The sequence below is a fragment of the Microvirga sp. HBU67558 genome, from assembly GCF_018069605.1.
In the GTDB taxonomy this organism is placed as follows: domain Bacteria; phylum Pseudomonadota; class Alphaproteobacteria; order Rhizobiales; family Beijerinckiaceae; genus Microvirga; species Microvirga terrae.
In genome coordinates this window covers 38,916-63,664 of record NZ_JAGPUP010000556.1, presented here as the reverse complement: position 1 = coordinate 63,664, position 24,749 = coordinate 38,916, and the positions used below count along the sequence as shown (strand labels likewise).

The 24,749-nt window shown below is 68.2% G+C and carries 28 protein-coding genes and 1 riboswitch; of the genes, 21 read left to right on the top strand and 7 right to left on the bottom strand.

Annotation, left to right across the window (positions count from 1 at the left end; genetic code table 11):
• Nucleotides 1–26 precede the first annotated feature (26 nt).
• The 3 genes from KBI52_RS26925 (at nucleotide 27) to KBI52_RS26915 (ending at nucleotide 1,967) form a co-directional block, all read left to right on the top strand.
• Nucleotides 27–779, top strand: a complete 753-nt coding sequence (locus KBI52_RS26925; protein WP_173949168.1) for a Crp/Fnr family transcriptional regulator — start codon at nucleotides 27–29, stop codon at nucleotides 777–779.
• Between the two features lie 428 nt (nucleotides 780–1,207).
• Nucleotides 1,208–1,519, top strand: coding sequence for a hypothetical protein (locus tag KBI52_RS26920; protein ID WP_210812308.1), 312 nt, complete (start codon nucleotides 1,208–1,210; stop codon nucleotides 1,517–1,519).
• A gap of 97 nt (nucleotides 1,520–1,616) precedes the next feature.
• Nucleotides 1,617–1,967: an STAS domain-containing protein gene (locus KBI52_RS26915; RefSeq protein WP_173949166.1), complete on the top strand. Its 351-nt coding sequence runs from the start codon at nucleotides 1,617–1,619 to the stop codon at nucleotides 1,965–1,967.
• Between the two features lie 10 nt (nucleotides 1,968–1,977).
• Here the strand turns inward: KBI52_RS26915 and KBI52_RS26910 are convergent, their stop codons facing one another.
• Entirely contained in the window at nucleotides 1,978–2,223 is a 246-nt protein-coding gene (locus KBI52_RS26910; protein ID WP_210812307.1) for a hypothetical protein, read from the bottom strand.
• A gap of 242 nt (nucleotides 2,224–2,465) precedes the next feature.
• On the opposite strand from KBI52_RS26910, the gene KBI52_RS26905 reads away from it, so the two are divergent.
• Both KBI52_RS26905 and KBI52_RS26900 read left to right on the top strand, forming a co-directional pair.
• Nucleotides 2,466–2,720 carry a hypothetical protein gene (locus KBI52_RS26905; protein ID WP_173949164.1) on the top strand — a complete coding sequence of 85 codons (255 nt, stop codon included), beginning with the start codon at nucleotides 2,466–2,468 and terminating at the stop codon, nucleotides 2,718–2,720.
• 147 nt (nucleotides 2,721–2,867) lie between these two features.
• Nucleotides 2,868–3,314 carry a PilZ domain-containing protein gene (locus KBI52_RS26900; RefSeq protein ID WP_210812306.1) on the top strand — a complete coding sequence of 149 codons (447 nt, stop codon included), beginning with the start codon at nucleotides 2,868–2,870 and terminating at the stop codon, nucleotides 3,312–3,314.
• A gap of 9 nt (nucleotides 3,315–3,323) precedes the next feature.
• On the opposite strand, the gene KBI52_RS26895 is transcribed toward KBI52_RS26900, so the two are convergent.
• Nucleotides 3,324–3,548, bottom strand: coding sequence for a hypothetical protein (locus KBI52_RS26895; RefSeq protein WP_210812305.1), 225 nt, complete (start codon nucleotides 3,546–3,548; stop codon nucleotides 3,324–3,326).
• 446 nt (nucleotides 3,549–3,994) lie between these two features.
• A complete protein-coding gene (cobD, locus tag KBI52_RS26890) occupies nucleotides 3,995–4,993 on the bottom strand; it encodes a threonine-phosphate decarboxylase CobD (protein ID WP_210812304.1) in 999 nt (332 codons plus the stop codon).
• A 23-nt stretch (nucleotides 4,994–5,016) separates the two neighbouring features.
• Here cobD and cbiB point away from each other — a divergent pair, with 23 nt between their 5' ends.
• Entirely contained in the window at nucleotides 5,017–6,003 is a 987-nt protein-coding gene (cbiB, locus tag KBI52_RS26885) for an adenosylcobinamide-phosphate synthase CbiB (RefSeq protein WP_210812303.1), read from the top strand.
• Here cbiB and KBI52_RS26880 read toward each other — a convergent pair.
• Nucleotides 5,990–7,435 carry a cobyric acid synthase gene (locus tag KBI52_RS26880; protein WP_210812323.1) on the bottom strand — a complete coding sequence of 482 codons (1,446 nt, stop codon included), beginning with the start codon at nucleotides 7,433–7,435 and terminating at the stop codon, nucleotides 5,990–5,992. The genes cbiB and KBI52_RS26880 overlap by 14 nt on opposite strands.
• Nucleotides 7,436–7,447: 12 nt before the next feature.
• Entirely contained in the window at nucleotides 7,448–8,053 is a 606-nt protein-coding gene (gene cobO / locus KBI52_RS26875; protein ID WP_173949159.1) for a cob(I)yrinic acid a,c-diamide adenosyltransferase, read from the bottom strand.
• 106 nt (nucleotides 8,054–8,159) lie between these two features.
• A riboswitch (cobalamin riboswitch) is annotated at nucleotides 8,160–8,348 on the top strand.
• 120 nt (nucleotides 8,349–8,468) lie between these two features.
• Between cobO and KBI52_RS26870 the strand changes: the two genes are divergently transcribed.
• From KBI52_RS26870 to cobJ, 8 genes are read left to right on the top strand one after another with little or no spacing between them, the layout of a single operon-like run.
• Nucleotides 8,469–9,110 (top strand): HupE/UreJ family protein, encoded by a 642-nt coding sequence (locus KBI52_RS26870; RefSeq protein WP_210812302.1) that lies wholly within the window; start codon nucleotides 8,469–8,471, stop codon nucleotides 9,108–9,110.
• Nucleotides 9,111–9,114: 4 nt separating this feature from the next.
• The gene (locus tag KBI52_RS26865) at nucleotides 9,115–9,510 is read left to right on the top strand and encodes a DUF1636 domain-containing protein (RefSeq protein WP_210812301.1); all 396 of its coding nucleotides are present in this window, start codon (nucleotides 9,115–9,117) and stop codon (nucleotides 9,508–9,510) included.
• A 24-nt stretch (nucleotides 9,511–9,534) separates the two neighbouring features.
• Nucleotides 9,535–10,569, top strand: a complete 1,035-nt coding sequence (gene cobW, locus KBI52_RS26860; RefSeq protein WP_210812300.1) for a cobalamin biosynthesis protein CobW — start codon at nucleotides 9,535–9,537, stop codon at nucleotides 10,567–10,569.
• 1 nt (nucleotide 10,570) lies between these two features.
• Complete coding sequence (cobN, locus tag KBI52_RS26855) at nucleotides 10,571–14,107, top strand: cobaltochelatase subunit CobN (RefSeq protein ID WP_210812299.1); 3,537 nt, start codon at nucleotides 10,571–10,573, stop codon at nucleotides 14,105–14,107.
• Nucleotides 14,104–15,402, top strand: coding sequence for a precorrin-3B synthase (gene cobG, locus KBI52_RS26850; protein WP_210812298.1), 1,299 nt, complete (start codon nucleotides 14,104–14,106; stop codon nucleotides 15,400–15,402). Before cobN ends, cobG begins: the two co-directional genes overlap by 4 nt.
• The gene (locus KBI52_RS26845) at nucleotides 15,399–16,028 is read left to right on the top strand and encodes a precorrin-8X methylmutase (RefSeq protein ID WP_173949153.1); all 630 of its coding nucleotides are present in this window, start codon (nucleotides 15,399–15,401) and stop codon (nucleotides 16,026–16,028) included. The genes cobG and KBI52_RS26845 overlap by 4 nt, the downstream gene beginning before the upstream one ends.
• A 4-nt stretch (nucleotides 16,029–16,032) precedes the next feature.
• Nucleotides 16,033–16,776, top strand: a complete 744-nt coding sequence (locus tag KBI52_RS26840) for a precorrin-2 C(20)-methyltransferase (protein ID WP_210812297.1) — start codon at nucleotides 16,033–16,035, stop codon at nucleotides 16,774–16,776.
• Nucleotides 16,773–17,537 (top strand): precorrin-3B C(17)-methyltransferase, encoded by a 765-nt coding sequence (gene cobJ / locus KBI52_RS26835; RefSeq protein WP_210812296.1) that lies wholly within the window; start codon nucleotides 16,773–16,775, stop codon nucleotides 17,535–17,537. The genes KBI52_RS26840 and cobJ overlap by 4 nt, the downstream gene beginning before the upstream one ends.
• Here the strand turns inward: cobJ and KBI52_RS26830 are convergent.
• Nucleotides 17,519–18,271 carry a cobalt-precorrin-6A reductase gene (locus tag KBI52_RS26830; RefSeq protein WP_173949150.1) on the bottom strand — a complete coding sequence of 251 codons (753 nt, stop codon included), beginning with the start codon at nucleotides 18,269–18,271 and terminating at the stop codon, nucleotides 17,519–17,521. The genes cobJ and KBI52_RS26830 overlap by 19 nt on opposite strands.
• Between KBI52_RS26830 and cbiE the strand changes: the two genes are divergently transcribed.
• The 3 genes from cbiE to cobM are packed head-to-tail and all read left to right on the top strand — an operon-like array spanning nucleotide 18,270 to nucleotide 20,676.
• Nucleotides 18,270–19,523: a precorrin-6y C5,15-methyltransferase (decarboxylating) subunit CbiE gene (gene cbiE, locus KBI52_RS26825; RefSeq protein ID WP_247654675.1), complete on the top strand. Its 1,254-nt coding sequence runs from the start codon at nucleotides 18,270–18,272 to the stop codon at nucleotides 19,521–19,523. The two genes, KBI52_RS26830 and cbiE, sit on opposite strands and share 2 nt — an antisense overlap.
• Nucleotides 19,502–19,906, top strand: coding sequence for a cobalamin biosynthesis protein (locus KBI52_RS26820; RefSeq protein WP_210812295.1), 405 nt, complete (start codon nucleotides 19,502–19,504; stop codon nucleotides 19,904–19,906). Before cbiE ends, KBI52_RS26820 begins: the two co-directional genes overlap by 22 nt.
• Nucleotides 19,903–20,676 (top strand): precorrin-4 C(11)-methyltransferase, encoded by a 774-nt coding sequence (gene cobM / locus KBI52_RS26815; protein WP_210812294.1) that lies wholly within the window; start codon nucleotides 19,903–19,905, stop codon nucleotides 20,674–20,676. Before KBI52_RS26820 ends, cobM begins: the two co-directional genes overlap by 4 nt.
• A gap of 11 nt (nucleotides 20,677–20,687) precedes the next feature.
• On the opposite strand, the gene KBI52_RS26810 is transcribed toward cobM, so the two are convergent.
• Nucleotides 20,688–21,791: a cobalt-precorrin-5B (C(1))-methyltransferase gene (locus KBI52_RS26810; RefSeq protein ID WP_210812293.1), complete on the bottom strand. Its 1,104-nt coding sequence runs from the start codon at nucleotides 21,789–21,791 to the stop codon at nucleotides 20,688–20,690.
• Between the two features lie 71 nt (nucleotides 21,792–21,862).
• Here KBI52_RS26810 and cobA point away from each other — a divergent pair, with 71 nt between their 5' ends.
• From cobA to KBI52_RS26790, 4 genes are all read left to right on the top strand, one after another.
• The gene (cobA, locus tag KBI52_RS26805) at nucleotides 21,863–22,657 is read left to right on the top strand and encodes a uroporphyrinogen-III C-methyltransferase (RefSeq protein ID WP_210812292.1); all 795 of its coding nucleotides are present in this window, start codon (nucleotides 21,863–21,865) and stop codon (nucleotides 22,655–22,657) included.
• Nucleotides 22,654–23,976: a cobyrinate a,c-diamide synthase gene (locus tag KBI52_RS26800; RefSeq protein ID WP_210812291.1), complete on the top strand. Its 1,323-nt coding sequence runs from the start codon at nucleotides 22,654–22,656 to the stop codon at nucleotides 23,974–23,976. The genes cobA and KBI52_RS26800 overlap by 4 nt, the downstream gene beginning before the upstream one ends.
• Nucleotides 23,977–24,062: 86 nt before the next feature.
• Complete coding sequence (locus KBI52_RS26795) at nucleotides 24,063–24,224, top strand: hypothetical protein (protein WP_173949144.1); 162 nt, start codon at nucleotides 24,063–24,065, stop codon at nucleotides 24,222–24,224.
• Nucleotides 24,225–24,534: 310 nt separating this feature from the next.
• Nucleotides 24,535–24,735 (top strand): hypothetical protein, encoded by a 201-nt coding sequence (locus KBI52_RS26790; RefSeq protein ID WP_173949143.1) that lies wholly within the window; start codon nucleotides 24,535–24,537, stop codon nucleotides 24,733–24,735.
• The last annotated feature ends 14 nt before the right edge of the window (nucleotides 24,736–24,749 follow it).

Sequence of the window (24,749 nt, the reverse complement as noted above, 5' to 3'; positions counted from 1 at the left end):
GACCGTTCGCCGTGGCGCAGGTTCGGATGAACAGCCCCCATCGATCCAATCGGCTCCTGGCCGCGCTGGATGAAGAGGACTTCGCGTTCCTTGAGCCGCATTTCGAACTGGTCGAGTTCGAACGGGGTCATGTGGTCTACGAGGCCGGGCAGACGATCCAGCATACCTACTTCCCCCATAGTGCGGTCGTCTCTCTCGTGACCGTCATGATCGACGGCAAATCGGCCGAGATGGCCACGTTCGGATGTGAATCCCTGTTCGGTTTCGTCAGCGCCTTCGTGTCCCGCAACTCGTTCGGACGCTATATCGTCCAGATCCCCGGAATCGCATCGCGCATCGCATTGGACCTGATGCACGACGCCTTCAAAACTCGTCCCAATGTTCAGCAGCTCATCCTGCGTTTCACCGAAGCCCTGCTGGCGCAGACGCTCCAGAGCGTCGCCTGCAACGCCACCCACGGCGTCGAGGCGCGATGCTGCCGCTGGATCCTCAGCACGCGCGACCGCTGGGGCTCGGACGAACTGCCCCTGACGCATGAATTTCTCGCGGAGATGCTGGGAGTCCAGCGCTCGACGGTGAGCGCCGTCACGCGGACCCTTCACGAGGCCGGGCTCATCAACCAGAGTAGAGGCATCATCACCATCGTGGATCGCCGCGGCCTCGAAGAGACGGCCTGCGAGTGCTACGAGATCATCCGGAGCAAGTTTTCTCAACTCCTGCCCGTGTGGGAATCGGAGGAAGCCAATGGTGTTGACATGCCGGGCGCCCGCCACAGGTAAGACAGCCTGTGACGTCCCAGCAACCGAGCCTTGATGTGGTTAAGCGAACGCTCCCCCGCACTGCCCTGCCGGCCCATCTGATCGACAAGGGCCTGATCGCTGCGGCCGTGACGGCAGCCGTGACGGCCCTCCTCCTCTGTTCTCAGCTTCCCTAGCGGGTTGTGGTCCCGGGCCGGGTTCATCCGCTGCGCGGGCCTCAAGGACGCTCGTCCCAGGCCCGGGCAATGGCCGCAAGGCCCATGGTCTCTCTGCCGAGAGAGATCTCTCTTTCAATGCGAGTGGCAGCTGGACGCCCCGTAGTGCCTTCCTCCCGAAAGCCATGGAGCAAAGGTGTGACCACCTTTGCCCCGTCCGTCTCGTGAGACACATGCGAGCGCAGTCGGCTATACTCTTCGTATGAGCCGATCCTCACCCCGTGAGCCTCGCCGATGCGCTATTTCGCTTTTGCCATACTGGCCTGCACCATCCTTGCTTCGGGCAGCGTCTCCGCGCAGGAACGGCGCTGGGCGCCGTCCCCTGAGGGAAAAGCCAGGTGGGCCGCCTGCTACAAGGAAACGCGGCTGATCTTCCGGACGCGGAACCTGTCGCTGCCCGATTACAGGGCCGAGATCAAAGATGCCCGCAAGGCTCACATGCAGCTCTGCATGACCCGGGCGACGCCTCCCGCTTCGGTCAACGTTGCGACGCCCCTGGGTCAGAACCCGGCGAGCGCGCTGGCGAGCTGGGCCAGCAGCCCCTGAGCCTGCACGACCGCCCGACCGTTAATTCCCATTAGGATCGAATTCTGAGCTCGTGCGTTAGCCTACGCCGCTTGGATTAATCCTAAAGGGGAACTGCATGAACATCGAGCTGGCTGCTCAGGACTCGGGAACAGCCTTGGTCAACATCGAAGGCCGCCTGGACGCCGCCGCGGCGCCAAACTTCAAGCAGCAGATCTCGTCGGCGATCGCAGGCGGCAACGTCAGGCTCGCCCTCCATCTCGCCCATGTCTCGTTCATGGACAGTACCGGTCTGGGCGCCCTGGTCGCCGCCCTGAAGGCGGCCCGGAAGGCCGACGGCGACATTGGCATCGTGGCACCGAGCAGCCAGGTTCAGAAACTGTTCCGGCTGACCGCCATGGACCGGGTGTTCAGGATCTTCGACACGCACGACGAGGCCCTGCGTCAGCTCAGGCCGGATTCGCGATGAGAGCCGGGGTTCACTCGTCGGACGTCGACGTCGCGTCGATGCAGGGGATGATCAGAACGGGGCGGAGATCCTCCCCGACGATCTCGATCATGATCTCGCTGCTGTAATTCGGCGACATGCCGCCCCAGCTCTTCAGAAGCCTTTCGGCCACTCTTGCGGCCTCGCTCCTGGCGGCCGCAATATCCGGCAACTCGACGCCACTCGGATCCTCATCGATGCCGAAATGGCTCCTGACATCAATGTAATAGCGGGGCATTACGCATCCCCTCGAAAACGCTGAAGGCCACGGGGCTGATCCACCATGACGTTCACCTATGTTAATTGACAATTTCCAGCGTTGAAATTCCCCCTGAATCCCCGCGCACTATTCCGGACAGGCCTAATTATTTATGAAGCCACCCGGCACCACTTCGATGGCATAGTCTTTCTTTGTCACGGCAGGCGAACCGAAGGCGAGCCGCACAGTTGCCAATAGTCTGCCACCCTTCAGGACCTCCGATGCTCTTACCCTGGATGAAACTTGCCACGGACACCACGATGCTGGCCTTCGAGGCTCAGATGGTGATCTGGACCCGTGTGTCCCGTGCCGCCATGGGCCAAGGCTCCCACGCGGAAAACCTCCTGATGGTGACCGAAAAAGTCACTGCGTTCGCGGAAGCGGCGGCGACGCTCGCGGCGGGGGGCTCGCCCCACAAGGTCGTGAAGGGGTACCGCCGGAAGGTCCGGGCCAACGTGAAGCGCCTGAAGCGGTAGATCCTGGCGCGCTCTTGCGGCTCGTTGCCGCAAGTCACCGACCTGCTCACCCTTGCTTGCACGATCTTAAGCCTATCTGCGGGATTTCTGTTCTGCGCCAGATGATCGGTGGTAGTTTTCGGCAGAAGCGCGTCGAAAGGTTCATTCATGCGAGATCGTCGCCAGAGCGAGCGTCTCCCCTCGATCCTGGAGGGCCGGATCGTCCTGGGCCGGGATGCGCCTCACCTTCAATGCACGTTGCGGGACATCTCCTCGACCGGAGCCCGGATTTGGCTTCCGGCTGCGATCGAACTGCCGCAGCAGTTCGAACTCCGGGTTCCTGCCCTCGAACAGACCATGCCGGTTCAGCTCATGTGGTCAAACGGCAAGACCCACGGGGTCATGTTCCAGGAGGAGCTTCAGGGGCTGCCGGACAACTCAGACGACGTGCCGGACGACATCCAGACACTTGAGCTCCAACCCGCCCTGGCGGGCGTCCCGAAAGGCCTGATCGCTTTGACCGAGGGTATTCTCGAGGACGCCCGTCGACAGCTGGCCGAAATTCTGGAGCTGCCGGCCGAGAAGATCCGGCTGCGCCTCGACATCGACCCGTAACCTCGCCCGTCAGCCCTCCGGCCTCACGACGCGGTTCCGGACCTCGGAAATCGCAGCCAGCAGCATGGCGCCGACGATCATCGCCGCGAAGAGCTCCCCGAAGATGTGAACGACGGCGCTCTGCTCCGGAAGGTTGTCGAGGATCACGTGATGGAGGTGATGCACCGTCGCGAGGCCGATCCCGAGAAACGCCCCGACCGAGGCCAGTCCAGGCGTGTTCCAAGCCCTCAGCATCTTCTTTTCGAAATGACCGCACGACATCGAACCGCAGCTCCTGCCGATCGTGATCAGGCTTGTGCAGTCTCGACCCCGCCGACAGGGGATACCGCCCGAAATCCGGGCATCACGGTCGGAGCGGCGAGAGCCAAAGCCAAGCCTGGAGGAACAATAACATTCCTTGGGTCAACTCGACAGGGGGGCAGAACTTGCATCCGAAAACTTGGCAATATCGGTCATGCAAGTAAGCTTGACCATTGGCGTTACGTATTTTCCACTATTTCTTTTTGGCCTCACTGCAGGCTATAGAATGAACCCATTGATGCGGGGCAATTCACAACAACAGTCACCAAAGATATATTTCAACACTACCGTGCCTGGGGGGCTAAGCACGGGCTCGAGCCGCGGTTTCGATCGAAAGATCGGACGCGGCTTTTTCTTTGTCACGGGATCAACTGGGATCCTCACCTGAAGCTGGTCAAAGCGACTTCGAGACGCCGCCAAGCCTCGTCGGAGCCTGGCAGGCCAAAGCGGAGAAGACGCGGGTCGAACTGGAAGCGTCGCACCCAGATGCCGTGCCGTCCGAGATGGGCGAACAGGTCCGGGGCACGGCTGCTGCCCATGAGGCGGTAGAGGATCGTTCCGGCGGTCGGCTGCTCGGAGCAGGGTTCAAGCAAATCATCGAGGCGGCGGGCATCCTGGCCCCGTGCCTCCTGCGCGGCCACCTGCCATGGGCGATCCCGCAGCGCCCGGCGTCCGACCTCCAGAGCCGGACCCGAGACGGCCCAGGGCCCCAGCACCCGTCGCAACATCCCGGCCGCATCACGGGCCGCGACCGCGAAGCCGAGCCTCACGCCGGCGAGCCCGTAGGTCTTGCCGAAGGAGCGCAGAACGACGGCGTTCTCCGGGAGCACCGGAACGAGCGTCTCGCCGGCGGCGAAATCCGCGAAGGCCTCGTCGACCACGAGCCAGCCGCCGCGTGCCCACAGGCGCTCCGCCTGGTCGAGCAAGACTTGGCGCCCGACGATGCGGCCGTCGGGGTTGTTGGGGTTCACCACGACGAGAACATCCGCCTCTCCCGCAGCGTCGAGCGAGCCGACCTCCACGACGTCGTGTCCCGTCCCGCGCCAGGCTCGGGCATGCTCGGCATAGGTCGGCCCGAGGATTGCGACCCGCGACCGGGGGCGCAGGGCCGGCAGCAGGCTGATGAGAACCTGCGTTCCAGGCGCGGCCACCACCACGGCGGCATCGGCCGCGCCATAGGCTTCGGCGGCGGCGGCCTCGAGATCCTCGTGGTCGGCTGGCGCAGGCAGCCGCTCGAACAGACAGGCTGGCAAGGGCGGCATCGGATAGGCTATGGGGTTGATCCCCGTCGACAGGTCGATCCATGGATCGGGCGCATCCGGAAAGAGCCGCCGGGCCACGTCAAGATCGCCGCCGTGCCAGATCCCCGCGTCACTCATCCGCTTCACCCACCGATCGACCCATGATCCTCTCCTGCAGCCTGATCACCCTGAGCCTCGCCCTCGCGGCCGAGGCGGCGTTCGGCTATCCCTCCCGCCTTTACACGTGGATCGGGCATCCCGTCACCTGGATCGGACGGCTGATCAAGGGGCTCGACCGGGGGCTGAACCGGGAGCGCTGGTCTTTCGGCCGGCGCCGCGCCGCGGGCGTTCTCGCCCTGCTGCTGCTTCTAGGCATCACGGGATCGGTCGCGTGGATGCTCCAAGAGGCGCTCCTGCCGGTCGGCCCCGCAGGCCTCGCGATCCTGGCCGTTCTTGCCGGCACGCTGATCGCCCAACGCAGCCTGCACGAGCATGTGGCGGCGGTGTCTCAGGGTCTTCGGGAGAGCGGCCTCGACGGCGGCCGCCGGGCGGTCTCGATGATCGTCGGACGCAATCCGCAGAGCCTGGACGAGGCGGGGGTCGCCCGCGCGGCCATCGAAAGCCTGGCCGAGAATTTCTCCGACGGGATCGTGGCGCCGGCCTTCTGGCTTGGCCTTGGTGGCCTCCCCGGGGCTGCCCTCTACAAGGCCACGAACACCGCCGACAGCATGATCGGCCACCGCACGCCCCGGCACGAGGCTTTCGGCTGGGCGGCCGCCCGGTTCGACGATCTCGTGAACCTGCCCGCCTCGCGCCTGACCGCCCTGCTCGTCATCGTGGCGGCCGCTCTCCATCGTGGCGCATCGGCCCGGAATGCCTGGCGGGCCGTCCGGCGCGACGCCAGGCAGCACCGCTCACCCAATGCCGGCTGGCCCGAGGCCGCCATGGCCGGGGCCCTGGGCCTGCGCCTTGCTGGCCCCCGGGTCTATGGCAACGTGCTGGTCGAGGATCGCTGGATGGGCGACGGCCGCGCCGAGGCGCGCGCACACGACATCGAGCGGGCGCTTGCCCTCTACCGGACCGCTTGCGCTCTCCTGTTCGGTCTCGCCACGGGATCGGCCCTCGTGGCCTGGCTCACCGCGCGCTGAGGGCGAGGAGCCGGTCGCAGTCGAGATGCCCCTCGAGGTGGTCGGCGAAGCGGTCGAGGATGTCGTCGACGAGGGCCTCGTAGGCGAGATCGCTCGTCTGCGCGCCGATCAGCCGCAGCCACCGCGCCCGCTGGCGGTCGTCCGCGAAGAGGCCGTGGACATAGGTGCCGGTCACGCGGCCATCGGCCGAGACGGCCCCGTCCGTCTGCCCGTCCGCCAGCCGGGCGAAGGCGCGCGACTCCGCATCCGGCCCGGACGTCTCGCCGATATGCATCTCGTAGCCGGAGAGCGGCGTGTCGTCGGCCAGCGTGGTCCCGGCGACCGCCTCCAGCCGCTTCGTCGCCGTGAGCGTGGTCGCCACGTCGAGCAGGCCCAGGCCCTCGACGGCGCGGCCCGCCTCGCCTTCGATGCCGAAGGGATCCTCGATGCGCCGGCCTAGCATCTGGTAGCCGCCGCACAGGCCCAGCACCCGCCCGCCCCGGCGCAGATGGGCCTTCAGGTCGATGTCCCAGCCCTGCGCACGGATGAAGAGCAGATCGTCGATGGTGGTCTTCGAGCCGGGCAAAAGGACGAGCGCGGCCTCGGCCGGAAGCGGCCGGCCGGGCTCGACCAGCACCACCTCGACCCCAGGCTCCTCGCGCAGGGGATCGAGATCGTCGAAGTTGGAGATCCACGGCGTCACCGGAACGGCGATCACCACCGCGCCCTTGCGCCCCTCGCGCCGCAGACCGAGGCCGTCCTCGGCCGGAAGGCGCGCGGCATCGGGAAAATGCGGCACGAGGCCGAGCGCCGGCCAGGCGGTGCGCTCCGCCACGAAGCGCATCCCGCTCTCGAACAGGGCTGGATCGCCCCGGAAGCGGTTGACGACGAAGCCCCGGATCATCGCGGCATCGGCCTCGTCGAGCACCGCCTTCGTGCCCACGAGGCTCGCGATCACGCCGCCCCGGTCGATGTCGCCCACGAGCACCACGGGCACGCCGGCCGCGCGGGCGAAGCCCATATTGGCGATGTCGCCCGCCCTCAGGTTCACCTCCGATGCCGAGCCCGCGCCCTCGACCAGGACGAGATCGGCCTCGCCCGACAGGCGCCCGAAGCTGTCGAGCACCGCCTCCATGAGGCGAGGCTTCCAGGACTGGTATTCGCGCGCCCTGGCGGTGCCGACCACCCGGCCCTGCACCACCACCTGCGAACCGGTCTCGCTCTGGGGTTTGAGCAGCACGGGGTTCATGTGGACGCTCGGCGCCACGCCGGCGGCCCGCGCCTGCAGCGCCTGGGCGCGGCCGATCTCGCCCCCGTCGGCCGTGACGGCGGCGTTGTTCGACATGTTCTGCGGCTTGAACGGCCGGACCGTCAGGCCCCGGCGCGCGAAGACCCGGCACAGGCCCGCCACCAGGAGCGACTTGCCCACGTTGGAGCCGGTGCCCTGCACCATGAGAGCGCGCATCTAGAACTCGACGCCTTCCTGTGCCTTCACGCCGGCGGCGAAGTGGTGCTTCACCAGGGTCATCTCGGTCACGAGATCGGCCGCTTCGATGAGTTCGGGCTTCGCGTTGCGGCCGGTGACGACCACGTGGAGGTCGGGCCGGCGTCGCTTCAGGGTCTCGACCACCTCGGCCAGGTCCAGGTACTCGTAGCGCAGTGCGATGTTGAGCTCGTCCAGCACCAGGAGGCGGACGTCCGGGCGGGCCATCAGGTCCTTCGCCTTCCGCCAGGCCCGCTCAGCCGCCGCCACGTCGCGGGAGCGGTCCTGCGTCTCCCAGGTAAAGCCCTCGCCCATGGTGTGCCATTCGACCTGGTCGGAGAACCGGTCCAGGGCGAGGCGCTCGCCGGTCTCCCAGGCGCCCTTGATGAACTGCACCACGCCGACCCGGAAGCCGCGCCCGAGCGCCCGCAGCATGAGCCCGAAGGCCGCCGTCGACTTGCCTTTGCCAGGGCCCGTATGGACGATAAGGAGCCCCTTCTCGACCGTCTTCGAGGCGACCTCCCGGTCCTGGACCTCCTTGCGCTTGATCATCTTGGCGCGGTGGCGCGCCTCGTCGTCCTGGGTCATCCCGATCCTGCCTTCGCCCGAATGGACCGCACCATGAACAGACCCGCCCGGGAATTCAAGGCCGGGTCATCTGCAACGCTCAGGCTTGAAAGATGCCCCTCGCCCCGGTAAGCGTGTTACGGACGGTGCCCCGGCAACGGGGTGAAAAGGGAATGCGGTGAGACACCGCGGCTGCCCCCGCAACTGTAAGCGGCGAGCCTTCGCTCCACATGCCACTGGGCCTCATCGTCCCGGGAAGGCGGCGAAAAGCATCGACCCGCGAGCCAGGAGACCTGCCGTCAGCCTTTGCTTCTATCGGGTCTGTCGGACGGGGTGTGCCGACGGTGACCGTAGTCGAATGACCTCTCGTCGTTCGGTTCCGTCCGTGGAAGCGCAACAGACTCGACCTGAATTGAGTCTCCCGACGGAGAGAACGATGACTGCACGCCTTCTGCCCCAGACCCGATTCGCCACCCTGACGCTCGCCGGCCTCGTGGCCGCGACCCCTGCCCTGGCCCACCACGCCATGGACGGCCAGATGCCGTCCACCTTCGCTCAAGGGTTGCTCTCGGGCCTCGCCCATCCGGTCATCGGTCTCGATCACCTCGCCGCCCTCGTGGGCGTCGGCCTGGTCTCGTCCCGTTTCGCCCGCGGCGTCACCCTGCCGGCCTTCTGGATCCTCGCCATGGCGGCCGGAATCGGCCTGCACCTGGCGAGCGCCGACCTGCCCTACGCCGAGCTGCTCGTGGCGCTGAGCGTTGTCGTCATCGGGGTCGCGGCCACCGTTCGCACCACGCTCCCCTATGCGGCGATCGCCGTCCTCTTCGCCATCGGCGGCGCCGTGCATGGCTATGCCCTGGGCGAGTCGATCGTCGGGGCGGAATCCACCCCACTCGCCGCCTATCTGGCCGGCCTCGTCGTGGTCCAGACCGCGCTCACGACCGGGATCGCCTTCGCGGCCCGGCGCTTCGCCAAGGCGCCGCTCCAGGCTCCCTCCCTGCGGCTGCGCCTCGCCGGCCTGGCGGTCGCCCTCGCCGGGGCCGCGACCTTCGCCCTTGCCCTGTCGACCGTCGCCTGACGTCATGACCTCATCCCATGAGGAGATCTGCCTGCACGTCTGCGTCACCTGCCGCGAGGCGGGTGGCCCGGACGACAAGGCGCTCCGGCCCGGTGCCGTCCTGCACCGGGCCCTCACGGAGGCGCTCGCCCGGCCTGACGCACCCAAGGTCCGCGTCGAGGCGGTCGAGTGCCTGTCCGTGTGCAAGCGACCGTGCACGATCGCCGTCTCCGCCCCCGGACGCTGGACCTACATCTACGGCGACCTGAACGCCGAGACCTCGGTCGAGACAATCCTGGACGGGCTGCGGCGCTATGCAGACACGTCCGACGGCCTCGTGCCCTGGCGCGAGCGGCCCGAGGCCTTCCGCAAGGGCGTCGTCGCCCGCATTCCCCCGTTCAAGACCAACAGCGCGGCCTGACCGAGGCCGCCGAAAGGCTCACTCATGAGCGATCTCACCAAGATCCCCTGCACCATCGTCACCGGGTTCCTCGGGGCCGGGAAGACCACCCTGGTGCGCCACCTCCTCGAGAATGCGGAAGGGCGCCGCCTCGCGGTTCTCGTCAACGAGTTCGGCGATCTCGGCTTCGACGGCTCCTTCATTGAAGGCTGCGGCATCGAAGGCTGCACGCAGGACGACATCGTCGAGCTGCCCAACGGCTGCCTGTGCTGCACGGTGGCGGACGATTTCGTCCCGGCCCTGAACACCCTGCTCAACCGGCCAAACCCGCCGGAGCACATCCTGATCGAGACCTCGGGCCTTGCCCTGCCAAAGCCGCTGGTGCGCGCCTTCAATTGGCCGGACATTCGCTCCCGCGTGACGGTCGACGGCGTGATCGCCGTGGTCGACGGGCCGGCCGTGGCCTCGGGAGCCTTCGCGGAGGATCCGGAGGCGCTGGAGGCGCAGCGCCAGGCAGATTCCTCCGTCGATCACGAGAACCCGTTGGAGGAGGTGTTCGAGGATCAGCTTCTCTGCGCCGACCTTATCATCCTCAACAAGACCGACCAGATGGCCGCCGGGGACAAGGGCAAGGTCCTGGCCGAGATCGAGGAGCATCTGCCCCGCGCCGTGAAGGTGATCGAGACCGCGCACGGCAAGGTCGATCCGACGATCCTGCTCGGCCTCGGAGCGGCCGCGGAGGCGGACCTCGAATCCCGCCCCTCGCACCACGAGACCGCCGACGACCACGACCATGATGATTTCGACAGCATCGCGATTCCGGTTGCGCCCGTGGACTCGCCCGAGGCGCTCGTCGCCCGCGTCGAGCGCGCCGCGGAAGCCGCCGGCGTGCTGCGGATCAAGGGCTTCGCGCCCGTCGACGGCAAGCCCATGCGCCTCGTGGTGCAGGGCGTCGGCACGCGCGTCGCGCATCACTTCGACCGGCCCTGGAAGGCCGGCGAGGCGCGCGACGGGCGCATGGTGGTGATCGGCCTGAAAGGCTTCGACCTGTCGGCCGTCGAGGCCGCTCTGCGCGGGTGACATGCACCTCCTCCCGGTCACGGCGATCTCCCTCGACGAAGGCCAGGAGGCCACCGACCTCCAGCAGCCGCCGGGGGATGTCGTGGTCCTGTCCTTCGCGGACAGCGACCTCGGCGCCCTGGCGGAAGCCCACCGCCTGACGGCGGGCACAGCCTCGCTCCGCCTCGCCTCACTGCGCCGCCTGCGCCATCCGCTCTCAGTCGACCTCTACGTCGAGAGAACCGCCGCGAAGGCGCGCTTCGTGCTCGTGCGCTGCCTCGGCGGCCTCGACTATTGGCGCTACGGCATCGAGCACCTCGCCCGGGCCTGCCGGTCCCACGGCGTGAAGCTCGCGGTGCTGCCGGGCGACGACCGGCCCGACCCGCGGCTTTCGGCCTACGCCACCGTTCCCGCGGCGCTCTGCGATGAGCTCGACGCCTATTTCCGGGCTGGCGGCATCGACAACATGCGACGGCTGCTGGCCCGCATCGGGGCCGAGATCGGCCTGTCCGATACGGCGGAGCCGCCTCGCGCGGCGCCGCGTGCGTTCGCTTGGGTGCTTCCGAGACCGCCCGTCGAAGGAAGTTCCGGTTACGGACCTGATCGCGAGAGACTGGGTCCCCGAGGACCAACAGCCACCTCACGGCATGGCCGGGCTTGTCCCGATGATCCCGATCCTTCGAAGCCCGGCGTTCTTCCGATTGAGATGGCCGGGACGAGCCCGGCCAGGACGGAGGTGGGAGTCTATGATGCGGCGGTCACCGGGAATGAGGGTTGCGAGGTCGAAGCGCACAGCATCGCGGTCCCGGAATCCATCCTCGCCAGCCTCCCCGGGGATCGTCCTCTCGCCTATCTCGTGGTCTACCGCTCTTCCATTCTCTCCGGCGACACGCGGGCCGTCGAGGCCCTGTCGGACGCGCTCGCCCGGCGAGGCATCGGGCCGCTCGTCCTTGCCGTCTCCAGCCTGAAGGATCCGGAAGCCGTCGCGGTCGTCCGGCGCACGATCCGGGCACGCCGTCCCGACATCATCGTGACCACAACCGCCTTTTCGTCGCGCGACGGGCAGGATTTCGTGCTCGACGAGGCCGATTGCCCGATCCTGCAGGCGCTCCCGGTCGGCAGCGCCAAGGACGCCTGGGAAGCGTCGCCGCGCGGCCTTTCCGCGGCCGATCTCGCCATGCAGATCGCCCTGCCCGAATTCGACGGGCGCATCGCGGCCGGACTGATCTCGTTCAAGACCGAGGAGCCCGCCGAGCCGGCGCTCGCCTTCTCGCGCCGCGCCCAAGCGCCCGATCCGGCCGGCATCGATGCCGTCGCCGACAGGGCGGCCGCCTGGGTGCGCCTCGCCCGCACGCCGCGCCACGAGCGGCGGCTCGCCCTGGTCCTGTCCGATTATCCCGCGCGCGGCGGACGCGCCGGCTTCGCAGTCGGGCTCGACACGCCGGCGAGCGCCTGCGCTATTCTCGATCTCCTCAAGGATTCCGGCTACGGGGCCGAGCGGAACGTCACGGCCGCCGACCTGATGCCGCGTCTCACCGAAGGCGAGTCGTCATTTTCCGTTCCACTCGCCGCCTACCTGTCGTGGCTCGACACGCTTGCGCCGGGCGAGCGCGCCGCCATCGACGGGCGCTGGGGTGTTCCCACGGACGACCCTGCCTTCGCGGACGGCGCCTTCCGCTTCCGCGCGATCCGCGCCGGAAACGTGCTCGTGGCCCTGCAGCCTGACCGCGGCCATCGCCGCGACCGAAAGGGCGTCTACCACGACCCCGAATGCCCGCCGGGCCACGGCTATCTCGCCTTCTATTTCGGCCTGCGGACGCTCGAGCGCATCCACGCCCTCGTCCATCTCGGCACCCACGGCACCACCGAATGGCTGCCCGGCAAGGCGGTGGCGCTGTCCTGCGCCTGCTGGCCGGGTCTCGCCATCGGGGCCATGCCGGTGATCTATCCGTTCATCGTCGACGATCCGGGCGAAGCCGCACCGGCCAAGCGCCGCATCGCGGCCGTCACCGTGGGCCATCTCACGCCGCAGACCGCCGAGGCGGGACAGCACGGCGAGGCGGCGGCCCTGCGCGAGCTGGTCGAGGAGTTCTCCTCCGCCCAGGTGCTCCACCCGGGCCGGGCCGCGCTCGTGGCGGGCGAGATCCTGGAGCGCGCCAGGGCGAGCGGGCTTGCCGAAGCGTGCGGTGTCGCGGACGGCATGCCCATGGATGAGGCCCTGACGCGCCTCGACGCCCATCTCTGCGACCTGGGCGAGGTGACGATCCGCGACGGGCTGCACGTGTTCGGCCGCGCTCCCGCCGGGCTCGAGGCCTGCGCGACTGGCGAGCGCGAGGGCCTGCTGAAGGCTCTCGACGGCCGCTTCGTCGTGCCAGGCCCGTCGGGCTCGCCGTCGCGGGGGCAGACCAACGTACTGCCCACCGGGCGCAACCTCGCGACCCTCGACCCGAGGGCCATCCCGACCCGAGCCGCCACCGAACTCGGTCAGCGGGCCGCGGCGGAAGTGGTGCGCCGGCACCTGCAGGAGGAAGGCGACTGGCCGCGCCGGATCGTCATGGATCTGTGGGCGTCCCCCACCCTCCGCTCGGGCGGCGAGGACATCGCCCATGCGCTGGCGCTCATGGGCGTGCGGCCGACCTGGGACCATGCCTCGACGCGGGTGACGGGGTTCGAGATCGTCCCGCAGCCGCTCCTCGACCGGCCGCGCGCGGACGTGACCCTGCGGGTCTCCGGGGCCTTCCGCGACACCTTCCCGGACCAGATCGCGCTGCTCGACGGCGCCGCCCGCGCGGTCGCGGCCCTCGACGAGGACGACGAGTGGAATGCGCTCGCCGCCGCGCGCCGGCGCGGCGAGGCGGCGTCCCGCGTCTTCGGCTCCGCCCCCGGCACCTACGGGGCCGGCGTGTCGGCACAGACGCTCGACGGCGAATGGGCCACGAGAGACGATCTCGGCCGCACCTATCTCGACGGCACCTCCCATGCGCTCACGGCGGACGGCGGGGCGCGGGAGGACCACAGCTTCCCCCGGCGGGTTGCGCAGGCCGAGGCCTTCATTCATGTGAGCGACGTGGCCGAGCGCGATCTTCTCGATGGGGATTCCGCCGCCGATTCCGTCGGGGGCTTCGCGGCGGCCGCCCGGTCGCTCGGCGCCGCCCCGGCCGTCTACAGTCTCGACACGAGCCGGCCTCAGGAGCCCAAGACCCGCACCCTGGCGGAGGACGTCGACCGCCTCGTCCGCGGACGCCTGACGAATCCCCGCTGGATCGCCGGCCAGCTGCGGCACGGCTGGCGCGGCGCCGCCGAGATCGCCCAGGCGGTCGATGCGCTCTTCGCCTTCGCGGCGACCACGGATGCGGTCCCGCCGTCGTTCTTCGATCTCGTTTTCACGGCCCTGATCGCAGACCAGACCGTCTGGGAGCCGATCGAAACCTTCAACCCGGCGGCCGCGCAGGCCATCGAGGCGCGACTCGCAGACGCCCGTCGCCGCGGCCTGTGGCAGAGCCGCCTCAATTCGGTGGCCGCCTTCTTCGAGGATGAACGGAAGGAGGCGGCCGAATGAGCCCGCAGCCCGTCAGCGACAGGCGCCGCGGCTGGTGCCCGGGCGTGCGCCGCCCGATGGCGACCGGCGACGGCCTGCTCGTGCGCCTGCATCCCTTCGCCGGAAGGCTCACGGCCGATCAGGCCCGCCTGGTCGCCGAAGCCGCCCGCGCCCATGGCAACGGCCATCTCGACATCACGGCCCGCGGCAACCTGCAGATCCGCGGCGTGAGCGACGAGACCTACCCCAGCCTGCTCGCCCTCCTCGACCGGGAAGGTCTGGTCGAGCCCGAAGGCGACGGCCCGAACCGCCTGACGGTTCTCTCGCCGCTGGCCGGTCTCGACCCGCTGGAGCGCTTCGACGCCGCCACCCTGGCCCAGGCGATAGAGAGCCTGGACGGGGTCGGGGGCGGATTGCCGGCCAAATTCTTCATCTCGGTCGATGGCGGTGGCGCCATGGCTCTCGGCGACATCGGGGCGGACCTTCACCTGGCGGCGGGCGAGACCGGCACCGTTGCATTCGATGTGCCCTCGTCCGGGGGCCTGCGCGGGATCGGCACGGCCGGCCTCGCCGACGCGCCAGGAGCGGTCCGCACGATCCTCGTGGGCTTCGCCGCCATGCGGCGCAACGGCGAGACCGAGGCGCGGCGTCTGCGGGATCTCGGCTTGGATGTCCTGGAAGGCTTGGCGGCATCCGCGGGTCTGGCTGCGGGATCCCCGACGCCCAGGCGCGAAGCGGCCCCGCGCGCCGGAATCCTCGCCGCCTCGGGCGGCAAAGCCGTGCTTCTGGCCCTGCCTTTCGGCCGCTGCGGCACCGGGCCGCTGACACAGGCGGCCGCGTGGAGCGAGCGCTTCGGGACGGGCGAGATGCGCCTGTCCTTCACCCGGGGTATCCTGGTGCCGGGACTGTCGGACGCAGTTGTGCCGGCGCTCCTCGAGGAAGCCCGGGCGGCGGGTTTCATCACCGATGCCGGCGATCCCCGCCTCTCCCTGATCGCCTGCCCGGGCCGGCCCGACTGCGCCGGCGCTGCGACTCCCGCGCCCGCCGATGCCCTCCGGCTCGCCGCCGCCTGCCCCGACCTCCTGGCCAAGGGCGTTACCCTTCACGTCTCGGGATGCCCGAAAGGCTGCGCCCATCCGGGCAGCGCCGATCTGACGCTGGTCGGGCGCCCGGATGGCCGCTATGACATCGTATCCGACGGCTCGACCCGTGACGGTTCCCTGCTTCACCTCTCACTCGACGAGATCATGACCCGCCTGATGTCTGCCAAGACCTCTGCCGACCTCAGCGGCGCGTTTCCGGAGCGCGCTCGATGACGAGCCGCGCCTATATCCGGGACGGGGCCGAGATCTATCGCCGTTCCTTTTCCATCATTCGGGCGGAGGCGGATCTGTCCGGCTTTTCCGGTACGGCGGAGCGCGTCGTCGTGCGCATGATCCATGCCTGCGGAATGACGGACCTGCCGAAGGACGTTGAACTCTCGCCCGACTTTGCTGACGCAGCGGAAGCCGCCCTCAAGCGTGGCGCGCCGATCCTGTGCGACGCCAAGATGGTGGCGAACGGCATCACCCGTACCCGCCTCCCGGCGGAGAACGACGTGATCTGCACCCTCGACGACCAGCGGGTTCCCGACCTCGCCCGCCAGCACGGCAACACCCGATCGGCCGCAGCCCTGGAGCTGTGGCGCGAACGGCTCGACGGGGCCCTCGTGGTCGTCGGCAACGCACCGACCGCCCTGTTCCATCTGCTGGACATGCTCGATGCCGGCGCGCCCAAGCCCGCCGCGGTGATCGGCATCCCGGTCGGCTTCATCGGGGCGGCGGAATCCAAGGAGGCGCTCGCCCAGGACCGCCGCGTTCCATATCTCGTCGTTCACGGCCGGCGCGGAGGCAGCGCCATGGCGGCCGCCGCGGTCAATGCCCTGGCGAACCCGGTCGAGTAAGCCGATGACCATGCAGGATCCCGTCCGCCTCTTCGGCCTCGGCCTCGGCCCCGGCAACCCCGACTACATGACCGTGCGCGCCCGCCGGGTGCTGGAGAGCGCCGACCGGCTCGTCCATTTCTGCAAGCGGGGACGGCGCGGCAACGCGCGGACCATCGCAGACGCCATCGTGGGCCCGAGCCCGGAGCGCGAGATCGCCCTCGCCTATCCGGTCACCACCGAGATCCCGGCCGATCATCCCGATTATGCGGCGGCCCTCAATCCGTTCTATGAGCAAGCGGCCGCAATGCTGCTCGCCGAGGTCGAGGCGGGCCGCACCGTCGCGGTGCTCTGCGAAGGCGATCCCTTCTTCTATGGCTCCTTCATGCATCTCTGGTGGCGTCTGAAAGACCGCCTGTCGATTGAAGTGGTACCAGCTGTCACCGCCATGTCAGGTGCCTGGACCCGCGCTGGCGCGCCGATCACCTGGGGTGACGACGTGCTGACCGTCGTACCGGGCACGCTCCCCGAGCCGGAGCTGGCGCGCCGCCTCTCCGGCACCGACGCCGCCGTGGTGATGAAGCTCGGAAGCCATCTGCCGAAGGTCCGGGCGGTCCTCAGATCCACCGGCCTGTTCGAGCGCGCCATCTATGTGGAGCGCGCCACCATGGCCCAAGAGAGGATCGTTCCTCTGCCCGACCTGCCTGACAATTTCGAGGCCCCGTACTTTTCCCTGATCATCGTGCCGGGCCGAGGGAGGCGCGTATGACGGGCCTTCTCACCATCGTAGGTCTCGGCCCGGGCGACCCGCGTTACCTGACGCCGGCCGCCTCCGAGGCCCTCGCCTCCGCGACCGACATCGTCGGCTACGGTCCCTATGTGGACCGCGTGCAGGATCGGCCCGGCCTGCGCCGGCACGCCTCCGATAACCGCGTCGAACTTGACCGTGCCCGCTTCGCCCTCGATCTCGCGGCGAACGGCGCCCGCGTGGCCGTGGTGTCCGGTGGGGATCCAGGGGTGTTCGCCATGGCGGCGGCCGTGTTCGAGGCCGTCGAGAACGGCGATCCGGCTTGGCGCGGCCTCGACATCTGCGTGGAGCCCGGCATTACGGCGATGCTCGCCGCGGCGGCCCGAGTCGGTGCCCCGATCGGCGGCGATTTCTGCGCCATGTCGCTCTCGGACAACCTGAAGCCCTGGGAGGTTGTCGAGGCGCGCCTGAGGGCCGCCCTCGCGGCCGATTTCGTCGTGGCTCTCTACAACCCGATCTCCTCCGCCCGCCCCTGGCAACTCGGGGCGGCGTTCACGATCGCGTCGGAGATTCGTAGCCCTGGCACGCCCATCATCCTTGTCCGCGCGGTGGGCCGACCCGACGAGCGGGTCAGGATCCTCCCGCTCGCGGAGGCGGAGGCGTCCATGGCCGACATGTCGACCATGATCATCATCGGCGCGTCCACCACGCGCCTGATCGAGCGGATCGCGAACCAGGAACCATGGGTCTACACGCCACGGTTCTATGGAATTCGGCCGTGAACACGCTCCAGCCAATCGAGCGCCGCATCGGCGGTCGCGACCTCCTCGGTATCGAGCGGCTTCTGCGGACGCGTCACGACGATCACCGGCAAGCGGAGAGATTGCGCCGCCAGGATCTTCGGATACGTCGCCGCGCCGCCGGAATTCTTCGTCACCACCACGTCGACCCGCTCGCGCTCCATGAGGAGGCGCTCGGCCGCTTCGTCGAAGGGTGCACGATCCTGAATGGCAGCGACGTTCGGTGCCATCAGAGCATTGCCGATAGGCTCGATGGTGCGCACGAGATAAGTGTGCTGCGGCGCGACCGCGAAGGGAGCGAGTTCGAGACGGCCAACGGTCAGGAAGACACGACGAGGGGCTTGACCCAGCGCGTTGACGGCCGCCTCCATGGACGAGACCTCGATCCAGTGGTCACCCTCCTGCCGGGTCCAGGCCGGGCGGCGCAGCGCGAGGAGCGGCACGTGGGTCTGTCGGCAGGCCTCGGCCGCGTTTCGAGAGATCACGGCGGCGAAGGGATGCGTCGCATCGACGACAGCCTCGATCCCCTCATCTTGCAGAAACCTAGCGAGACCCGCTGCGCCGCCGAAGCCGCCGATTCGGGTGGGAACCGGCATGGGACGGGGATCGCTGGTGCGACCGGCCATGGACAGGAGCGGACTGAACTTGGACCGGCCGGCAAGCCGCGCTGCGAGCGCGGAGGCCTCGGTGGTGCCGCCCAGAATGAGGATGCGCATGAGCTCCTTTTCCCTGAATTCTGAGCCGGAGTCGAGCATGGCGCCGGGCAGCCCCTGGCTCACGATCGTCGGCATCGGCGAAGATGGGCGCGCTGGGCTCTCCCGTGCGGCGCTGGCGGCTCTCGATCAGGCGGAGGTCGTGATCGGCGGCGCGCGCCATCTTGCCCTAGCCGCTCCCGTGACCGCAGAAACGATCACTTGGCCGAGCCCCTTCGCGGACGGCTACGCGATGATCCTCGCCCGGCGCGGCCGGCCCACCTGCGTTCTCGCGACGGGAGACCCGTTCCATTACGGCGTCGGTGCCGAGCTCGCACGCCTGATCCCGGCGGGGGAGATCACCTGCTTCCCGCATCCCTCCGCCTTCAGCCTGGCAGCCGCACGCCTGGGCTGGTCTCTGCCCGACTGCGACTGCGTGAGCCTGCATGGCCGCACGCTCGAGCGGATCATTCCCCATCTGCAGCCGGGCGCCCGTATCCTGGCTCTGTCATGGGACGGCTCGACACCGGGCAAGGTCGCCGATCTCCTGACACGACGCGGCTTCGGAGAGTCGACGATCACCGTGTGCGAAGCCCTGGGCGGCCCGCGCGAGCGCAACCGACGGGTCACGGCTGCCGACTTCGGCATCAGTGAAATCGACCCACTCAACACGATTGCGATCAAGGTCGTTCCCGCAAAGGATGCGCGCGTCGTGGCGCTCGCACCAGGCCTGCCCGATGACTTTTTCGAGAATGACGGTCAGCTCACGAAGGCGGAGATTCGTGCCCTCACTCTTGCGGCCCTCGCTCCGAGAGCGGGCGAGCTTTTGTGGGATATTGGGCTGGGTGCCGGCTCCGTCGGGATCGAATGGTGCCTGCGCCATCCGCGCAACCGCTGCATAGGGATTGAGGAACGGCCAGAGCGTGCCGAGCGCGCACGCCGCAATGCCCTCGATCTCGGCGCGACGGATCTGGACATTCGCATCGGGCGCGCACCGGAAGCCCTGACCAATCTGCCGGCGCCCGATGCGATCTTCATCGGTGGCGGCGCCTCGGAATCGGGCGTCTCCGAGGCCGCATGGGCGGCGTTGAAACCCGGAGGGCGGCTCGTGATCAATGGAGTGACTTTGGAAACCGAAACGCTTCTCGGCACTCTCTATGCGCAGCATGGCGGCACCATGCGCCGCCTTGCCGTCTCGCGCCTCGGACCGGTCGGAGGCATGCACGGCTGGCGGGCCGCGATGCCTGTCACGCAATGGACGGTGACAAAGCCATGATCGTGGCAGGGATTGGCTTCCGACGCAGCGTCGCCGCCGCAGAAATCGTGGCTCTCGTGGAGCAGGCGCTCGAGCAGGCTGCACTCGCACGCGAGGCTTTGACCAAGCTGGCGACTCTCGATTCCCTTGCTGACCTGCCTGCTTTCGCAGCGGCAGCCCAAACGCTTGCGGTCGCGGCGATATCAGTCGAGAAGACCGAGTTGTCCGCAGCGGCTCCTCGCATCCACACGCACTCGGCTCGCTCGATCGCTGCCCATGGCGTCGGATCCGTTGCGGAAGCGGCGGCCCTCGCAGCTGCAGGACCTCGCGCCGAACTCGTTCTCGACCGTATTGCATCGCAATCCGCCACCTGTGCCCTCGCACGCCTGGAGACTGGCCCATGACCGTCCATTTCATAGGAGCGGGTCCCGGCGCCGCCGATCTCATCACCGTGCGCGGCCGCTCCCTCATCGAACGCTGCCCCGTCTGCCTCTATGCCGGTTCCATCGTTCCGCCGGAGATCCTGTCCTGGTGCCCGCCCGGCGTTCGGCTCGTCGACACCGCGCCCCTCGACTTAGACGCGATCACGGCCGAGTTCGTCCGGGCATATGAGGCCGACGAGGATGTGGCACGGCTCCATTCTGGCGATCTTTCGATTTGGAGCGCCATGGGCGAGCAACTGCGGCGCCTTGAGGCGCTCGGCATTTCCTACACGATCACCCCGGGCGTCCCATCCTTCGCAGCCGCAGCCGCAGCCTTAGGCCGCGAACTGACTGTGCCGGAGGTAGGCCAATCGTTGGTGCTCACGCGAACCTCGGGCCGCGCCTCGGCCATGCCGGAGGCGGAGGGGCTTGCCACCTTCGCGCAGACGAAGGCAACGCTCGCCATTCATCTGTCCATCCACGTCATCGAACAGGTGGTGGAGGACCTATTGCCCGCATACGGCGGCGACTGCCCGGCCGCCGTGGTCTGGCGCGCCTCCTGGCCCGACGAGCGTGTGATCAAGGGGACCCTGGAGACGATCGCCGCCATGGCGCGCGCTGAAAAGCTCGAGCGGACGGCGCTGATCCTGGTGGGACGGACATTGGACGCAGGGGATTTTCGCGACAGCGCGCTCTATTCGGCCGATTACGACCGGCGTTTCCGTCCTGGCGCCCGAAAGGACAGTCTATGAAACGCTGGGCGTCAGGCGACCGGATGGAACGGCATGCGACCGACGAGTTGGCCGTCGCGGTCGAAAACCGCGATTTCGAGGGCGATTGTGGCACCGCCCAGGGCCTTGGCGGCCGTGCGCCAGGCATGCTGCGCGACCACGTCGCCGAGCGGAAGGCCAAGGCGTTTCGCGGTTTCCAGCACTTCCAGAGCTGTATTCGCCCCGAGAGCCTGTCCCACGAGGGACAGGTCCGCTCCCGCTTCGACGAGGCGTTCGGCCAGCCAGGCAAGATCGACCGCGCCGGAGCGGGAATGGAGATCAAGCAGGCCTTGGCCGAGCTTCGTCATCTTGGCGATGCCGCCCGCGATCGTGACCCGCGGGACCGGATTGCGGCGCAGGTATTTCAGCATGCCGCCGGCGAAATCGCCCATGTCGATCAGGGCATGATCGGGCAGGTCGTGCAGGACCTGCACGGCCTTCTCGGACGTGGAGCCGGTCGCGCCCGCCACATGGTCGAGCCCCCCGGCGCGGGCCACGTCGATGCCCCGATAGATGCTGTGAATCCACGCCGAGCAGGAATAGGGAACCACCACGCCCGTGGTACCGAGAATCGAGAGCCCGCCCAGGATGCCGAGGCGCGGGTTGAGGGTCTTCTTCGCAAGATCCTCACCGCCTGGAACCGAAATCTCGACCTCGATATCCATAGGACCACCGGCGCTGCGCGCGGCTTCCTCCAGGTTGTCACGGATCATCTGCCGCGGGACCGGATTGATGGCGGGCTCGCCCGGCGGCAGGGGCAAGCCGGCCCGGGTGACCGTGCCGACGCCTTCGCCCGCCCGGAACGTCACACCCGAGCCCGGCGCCCCCATACGGACGGCCGCGATCACCAAGGCCCCGTGTGTCACATCAGGGTCATCGCCCGCATCCTTCACGACACCGACCCGCGCGCCCTCCTCCGCGACCTCGCTCAAGGCGATGGAGAAGGCCGGCCGTGCTCCGCCCGGGAGCGCGATCTCGACGGGATCGGGACAATCGCCCGTCCGCCAGCCCAGATAAGCCGCCTTGGCCGCTGCCGTGGCGCAGGCGCCCGTGGTCCAGCCACGGCGCAGCGATCCGGCGGGTTTACTCTCGTCCATACGCCCTCTTACATCGTCCCCATGAATTCCAACAGCCATCCCGTGAATGCCGTCCAGGGCCGGAGGCTCGCATGACCTCCCTGTCCCGCCTCTCGCCCCCGTTCGCTCCCGGAACGGTCTGGCTCGTCGGGGCCGGCCCGGGCGATCCTGGCCTTCTTACGATACATGCAATGAACGCGCTCGCAGCCGCGGACGTCATCGTTTACGACGCCCTCGTCGACCCGGCCGTCCTGTCGTTCGCCCGCGAAGGAGCCGTGCTCGAATTCGCCGGCAAGCGCGGGGGCAAGCCCTCTGCCGTTCAGAGGGACATCTGCGAACGGCTGATCGAGCTGGCCTGCGATGGGAAGCGGGTTCTGCGGCTCAAGGGCGGCGACCCCTTCATCTTTGGTCGCGGCGGCGAGGAAGCGCTGGCTCTCTCCGACGCCGGCGTTGCGTTCCGCATCATCCCGGGCGTGTCCAGCGGCCTTGCGGCCCTCGCGATTCACGGTGTCCCGGCAACGATGCGCAGGACGAACCATGCGGTCATCCTCGCCACCGGTCACGCGGCGCCCGACGCTCAGATCGAGTGGACGTCGCTCGCCCGCACGGGTGCTCCCATCGTGCTCTACATGGCTGTCTCGAGCTTACCGTCCATTGTGGAAGGGCTCCTGGCAGGGGGACTTGCAGGGGATACGCCGGCCATCGCGGTGCACGGTGCAACGACCGGAAAGGAAAGTATCGTGGAAGGGACCCTTGAGGTCCTGCCGAGGCTCGCGGAAGAAGGGCTCATCCGATCACCCGCCATCGTCGCCATCGGGGCGATCGCGGCCTTCCGCTCGGCTATCGCCAATCACCTCCTGGAGTTCGGCAGCGAGGCCGCGCAGTGAACGCCGGTCCCGGACTTCTCATCGCGGCACCACGCTCCGGTTCGGGCAAGACGACGGTCGTGCTCGGGCTCCAGCGTGCCTTGGCCCGCCAGGGCGTGGTGGTGCGCGGCATGAAATGCGGGCCAGATTACATCGATCCCGCGTTCCACGCTGCCGCCATCGGCGCACCGAGCTTCAATCTCGACAGCTTCGCGATGAGCACACCGTTGCTGGAAACCCTCGCGTCCGAGGCTGGCCAGGAGGCCGATCTCATCATCGCGGAAGGCTCCATGGGCCTCTTCGACGGGATCCGCCACGAGACCGGCCGCACCGGCGCCAGCGCCGACATCGCGGCCCTGTTCGGCTGGCCGGTCATCCTCGTCCTCGACGTGTCCGGCCATGCGCAATCGGCAGCCGCCGTCGCGCTCGGCTGCGCCCGGTTCGATCCAAGGATCGACGTGGCCGGGGTGGTGCTGAACAAGGTCGCGAGCGACCGCCACCGGCGGCTGGTCGAGGACGGCATGGCACGGATCGGCTTGCCGGTTCTCGGTGCGGTCATGCGCAACGGCGATCTGACCCTTCCGGAGCGCCACCTCGGTCTCGTGCAGGCCGGCGAGACGGACGAACTCGACGCACGCCTCGAACGCCTCGCAGATGCCGTTGAAGCCGCGCTCGACATCGACCGGATCGTCGCCCTCGCCCGCCCGACCCGCCTTGGACCTCCGAACCATGCGACGAGCCTGCCGCCCCCAGGCCAGCGCATCGCTCTGGCCTCGGACCAGGCCTTTTCGTTCGTTTACCCGCATGTGCTCTCGGGGTGGCGTCAGGCGGGAGCGGAAATCATCACTTTCTCGCCGCTTGCCGACCAACCTCCGCCGGACGGGTGCGACGTCTGCTGGCTGCCGGGTGGATATCCCGAGCTTCACGCAGGCCGCATTGCGGAAGCAAGGCGCTTCCGTGAGGGACTGAGCGGTTTCGCCGAGACCCGGCCGGTCCATGGCGAGTGCGGCGGCTATATGGTGCTCGGCCAATCCATTGAGGACGGAGACGGCCGCACGCACCCCATGGCCGGTCTCCTACCGGTCGAGACGAGCTTTGCCAAACGCCGAATGCATCTCGGGTATCGGGTTGCCTGTCTCGCCCGGGACGGGATCATGGGAGCAGCCGGCCAGCGTCTTGTCGGCCACGAGTTCCACTATGCGTCCGTGATCCGGAGCGACGCCTCCCAGGACGCGGCCTTCGCGACGATCACGGACGCGGAAGGCAATGATCTCGGAACCGCTGGGCATCGTCGTGGGCTGGTCACGGGCAGCTTCTTTCACGCCATCGCGCTTGGATGACGGGGCCTCGTGCCATTGCCTGTAAGCTCGGCGGTGAACCGTCCAGCCGGCGAGGCGTTGAAGAGCACCATGTTGAGGAGATCCCGATGCGCCTTCGAATGATCCTGCCACTGGCCGCCCTACTCGCCCTGGCCGCTTGCGGTGAAGACGGACCGGACCAGACCGGAAGCACGGACAACGCCAATCAGCCCGGCAACAATTCGGCGCCTGCCAATCCCCGCAGCAACCCGCCGCCCCCAGCACAGTGACCGTCAAACTCGAGGAGCTCGCGGCGACCAGGGGGCCTCGAGCTTCAGCCATTTATCCCATCTTAATGCGCCTATTCTCAGTTCGGTCTCTTTTCGGCTGACAGGGATTAGAGGACGGGATGACGCAGCGGAAACGGGACAAAAAATCCGAAAACGCCATCGTTTTGCCTCAGGCATCCGTCTTGATCCCGGTCAACCTGAAAGGGGTCGGGGAGAACACCCAAGCTTGACGGTCGGACAGGAATAGTTCCTTGCAACGCGGCTATCCGGCAAGCTCCGTTCATCGCATCCCAGGCTGATGGAGGCGCTGATGAAAGAGGCATTCCATATCGGGCAGCTCGTCCGGATCACGAGTGCGTCCTCGGGCTATGCGGATCGCCGCATCTATTGCATCGTCTGCCTAGTACCGGACGACCATGCTCCGCTTTATCGCGTCAAGAACACGGTCGGCATAGAGCACGTCGTGAAGGCCGAAGACATCGAGCCTGCTGCTCTCACGGCCGTGCCGTAGACATCCCGCAGCGG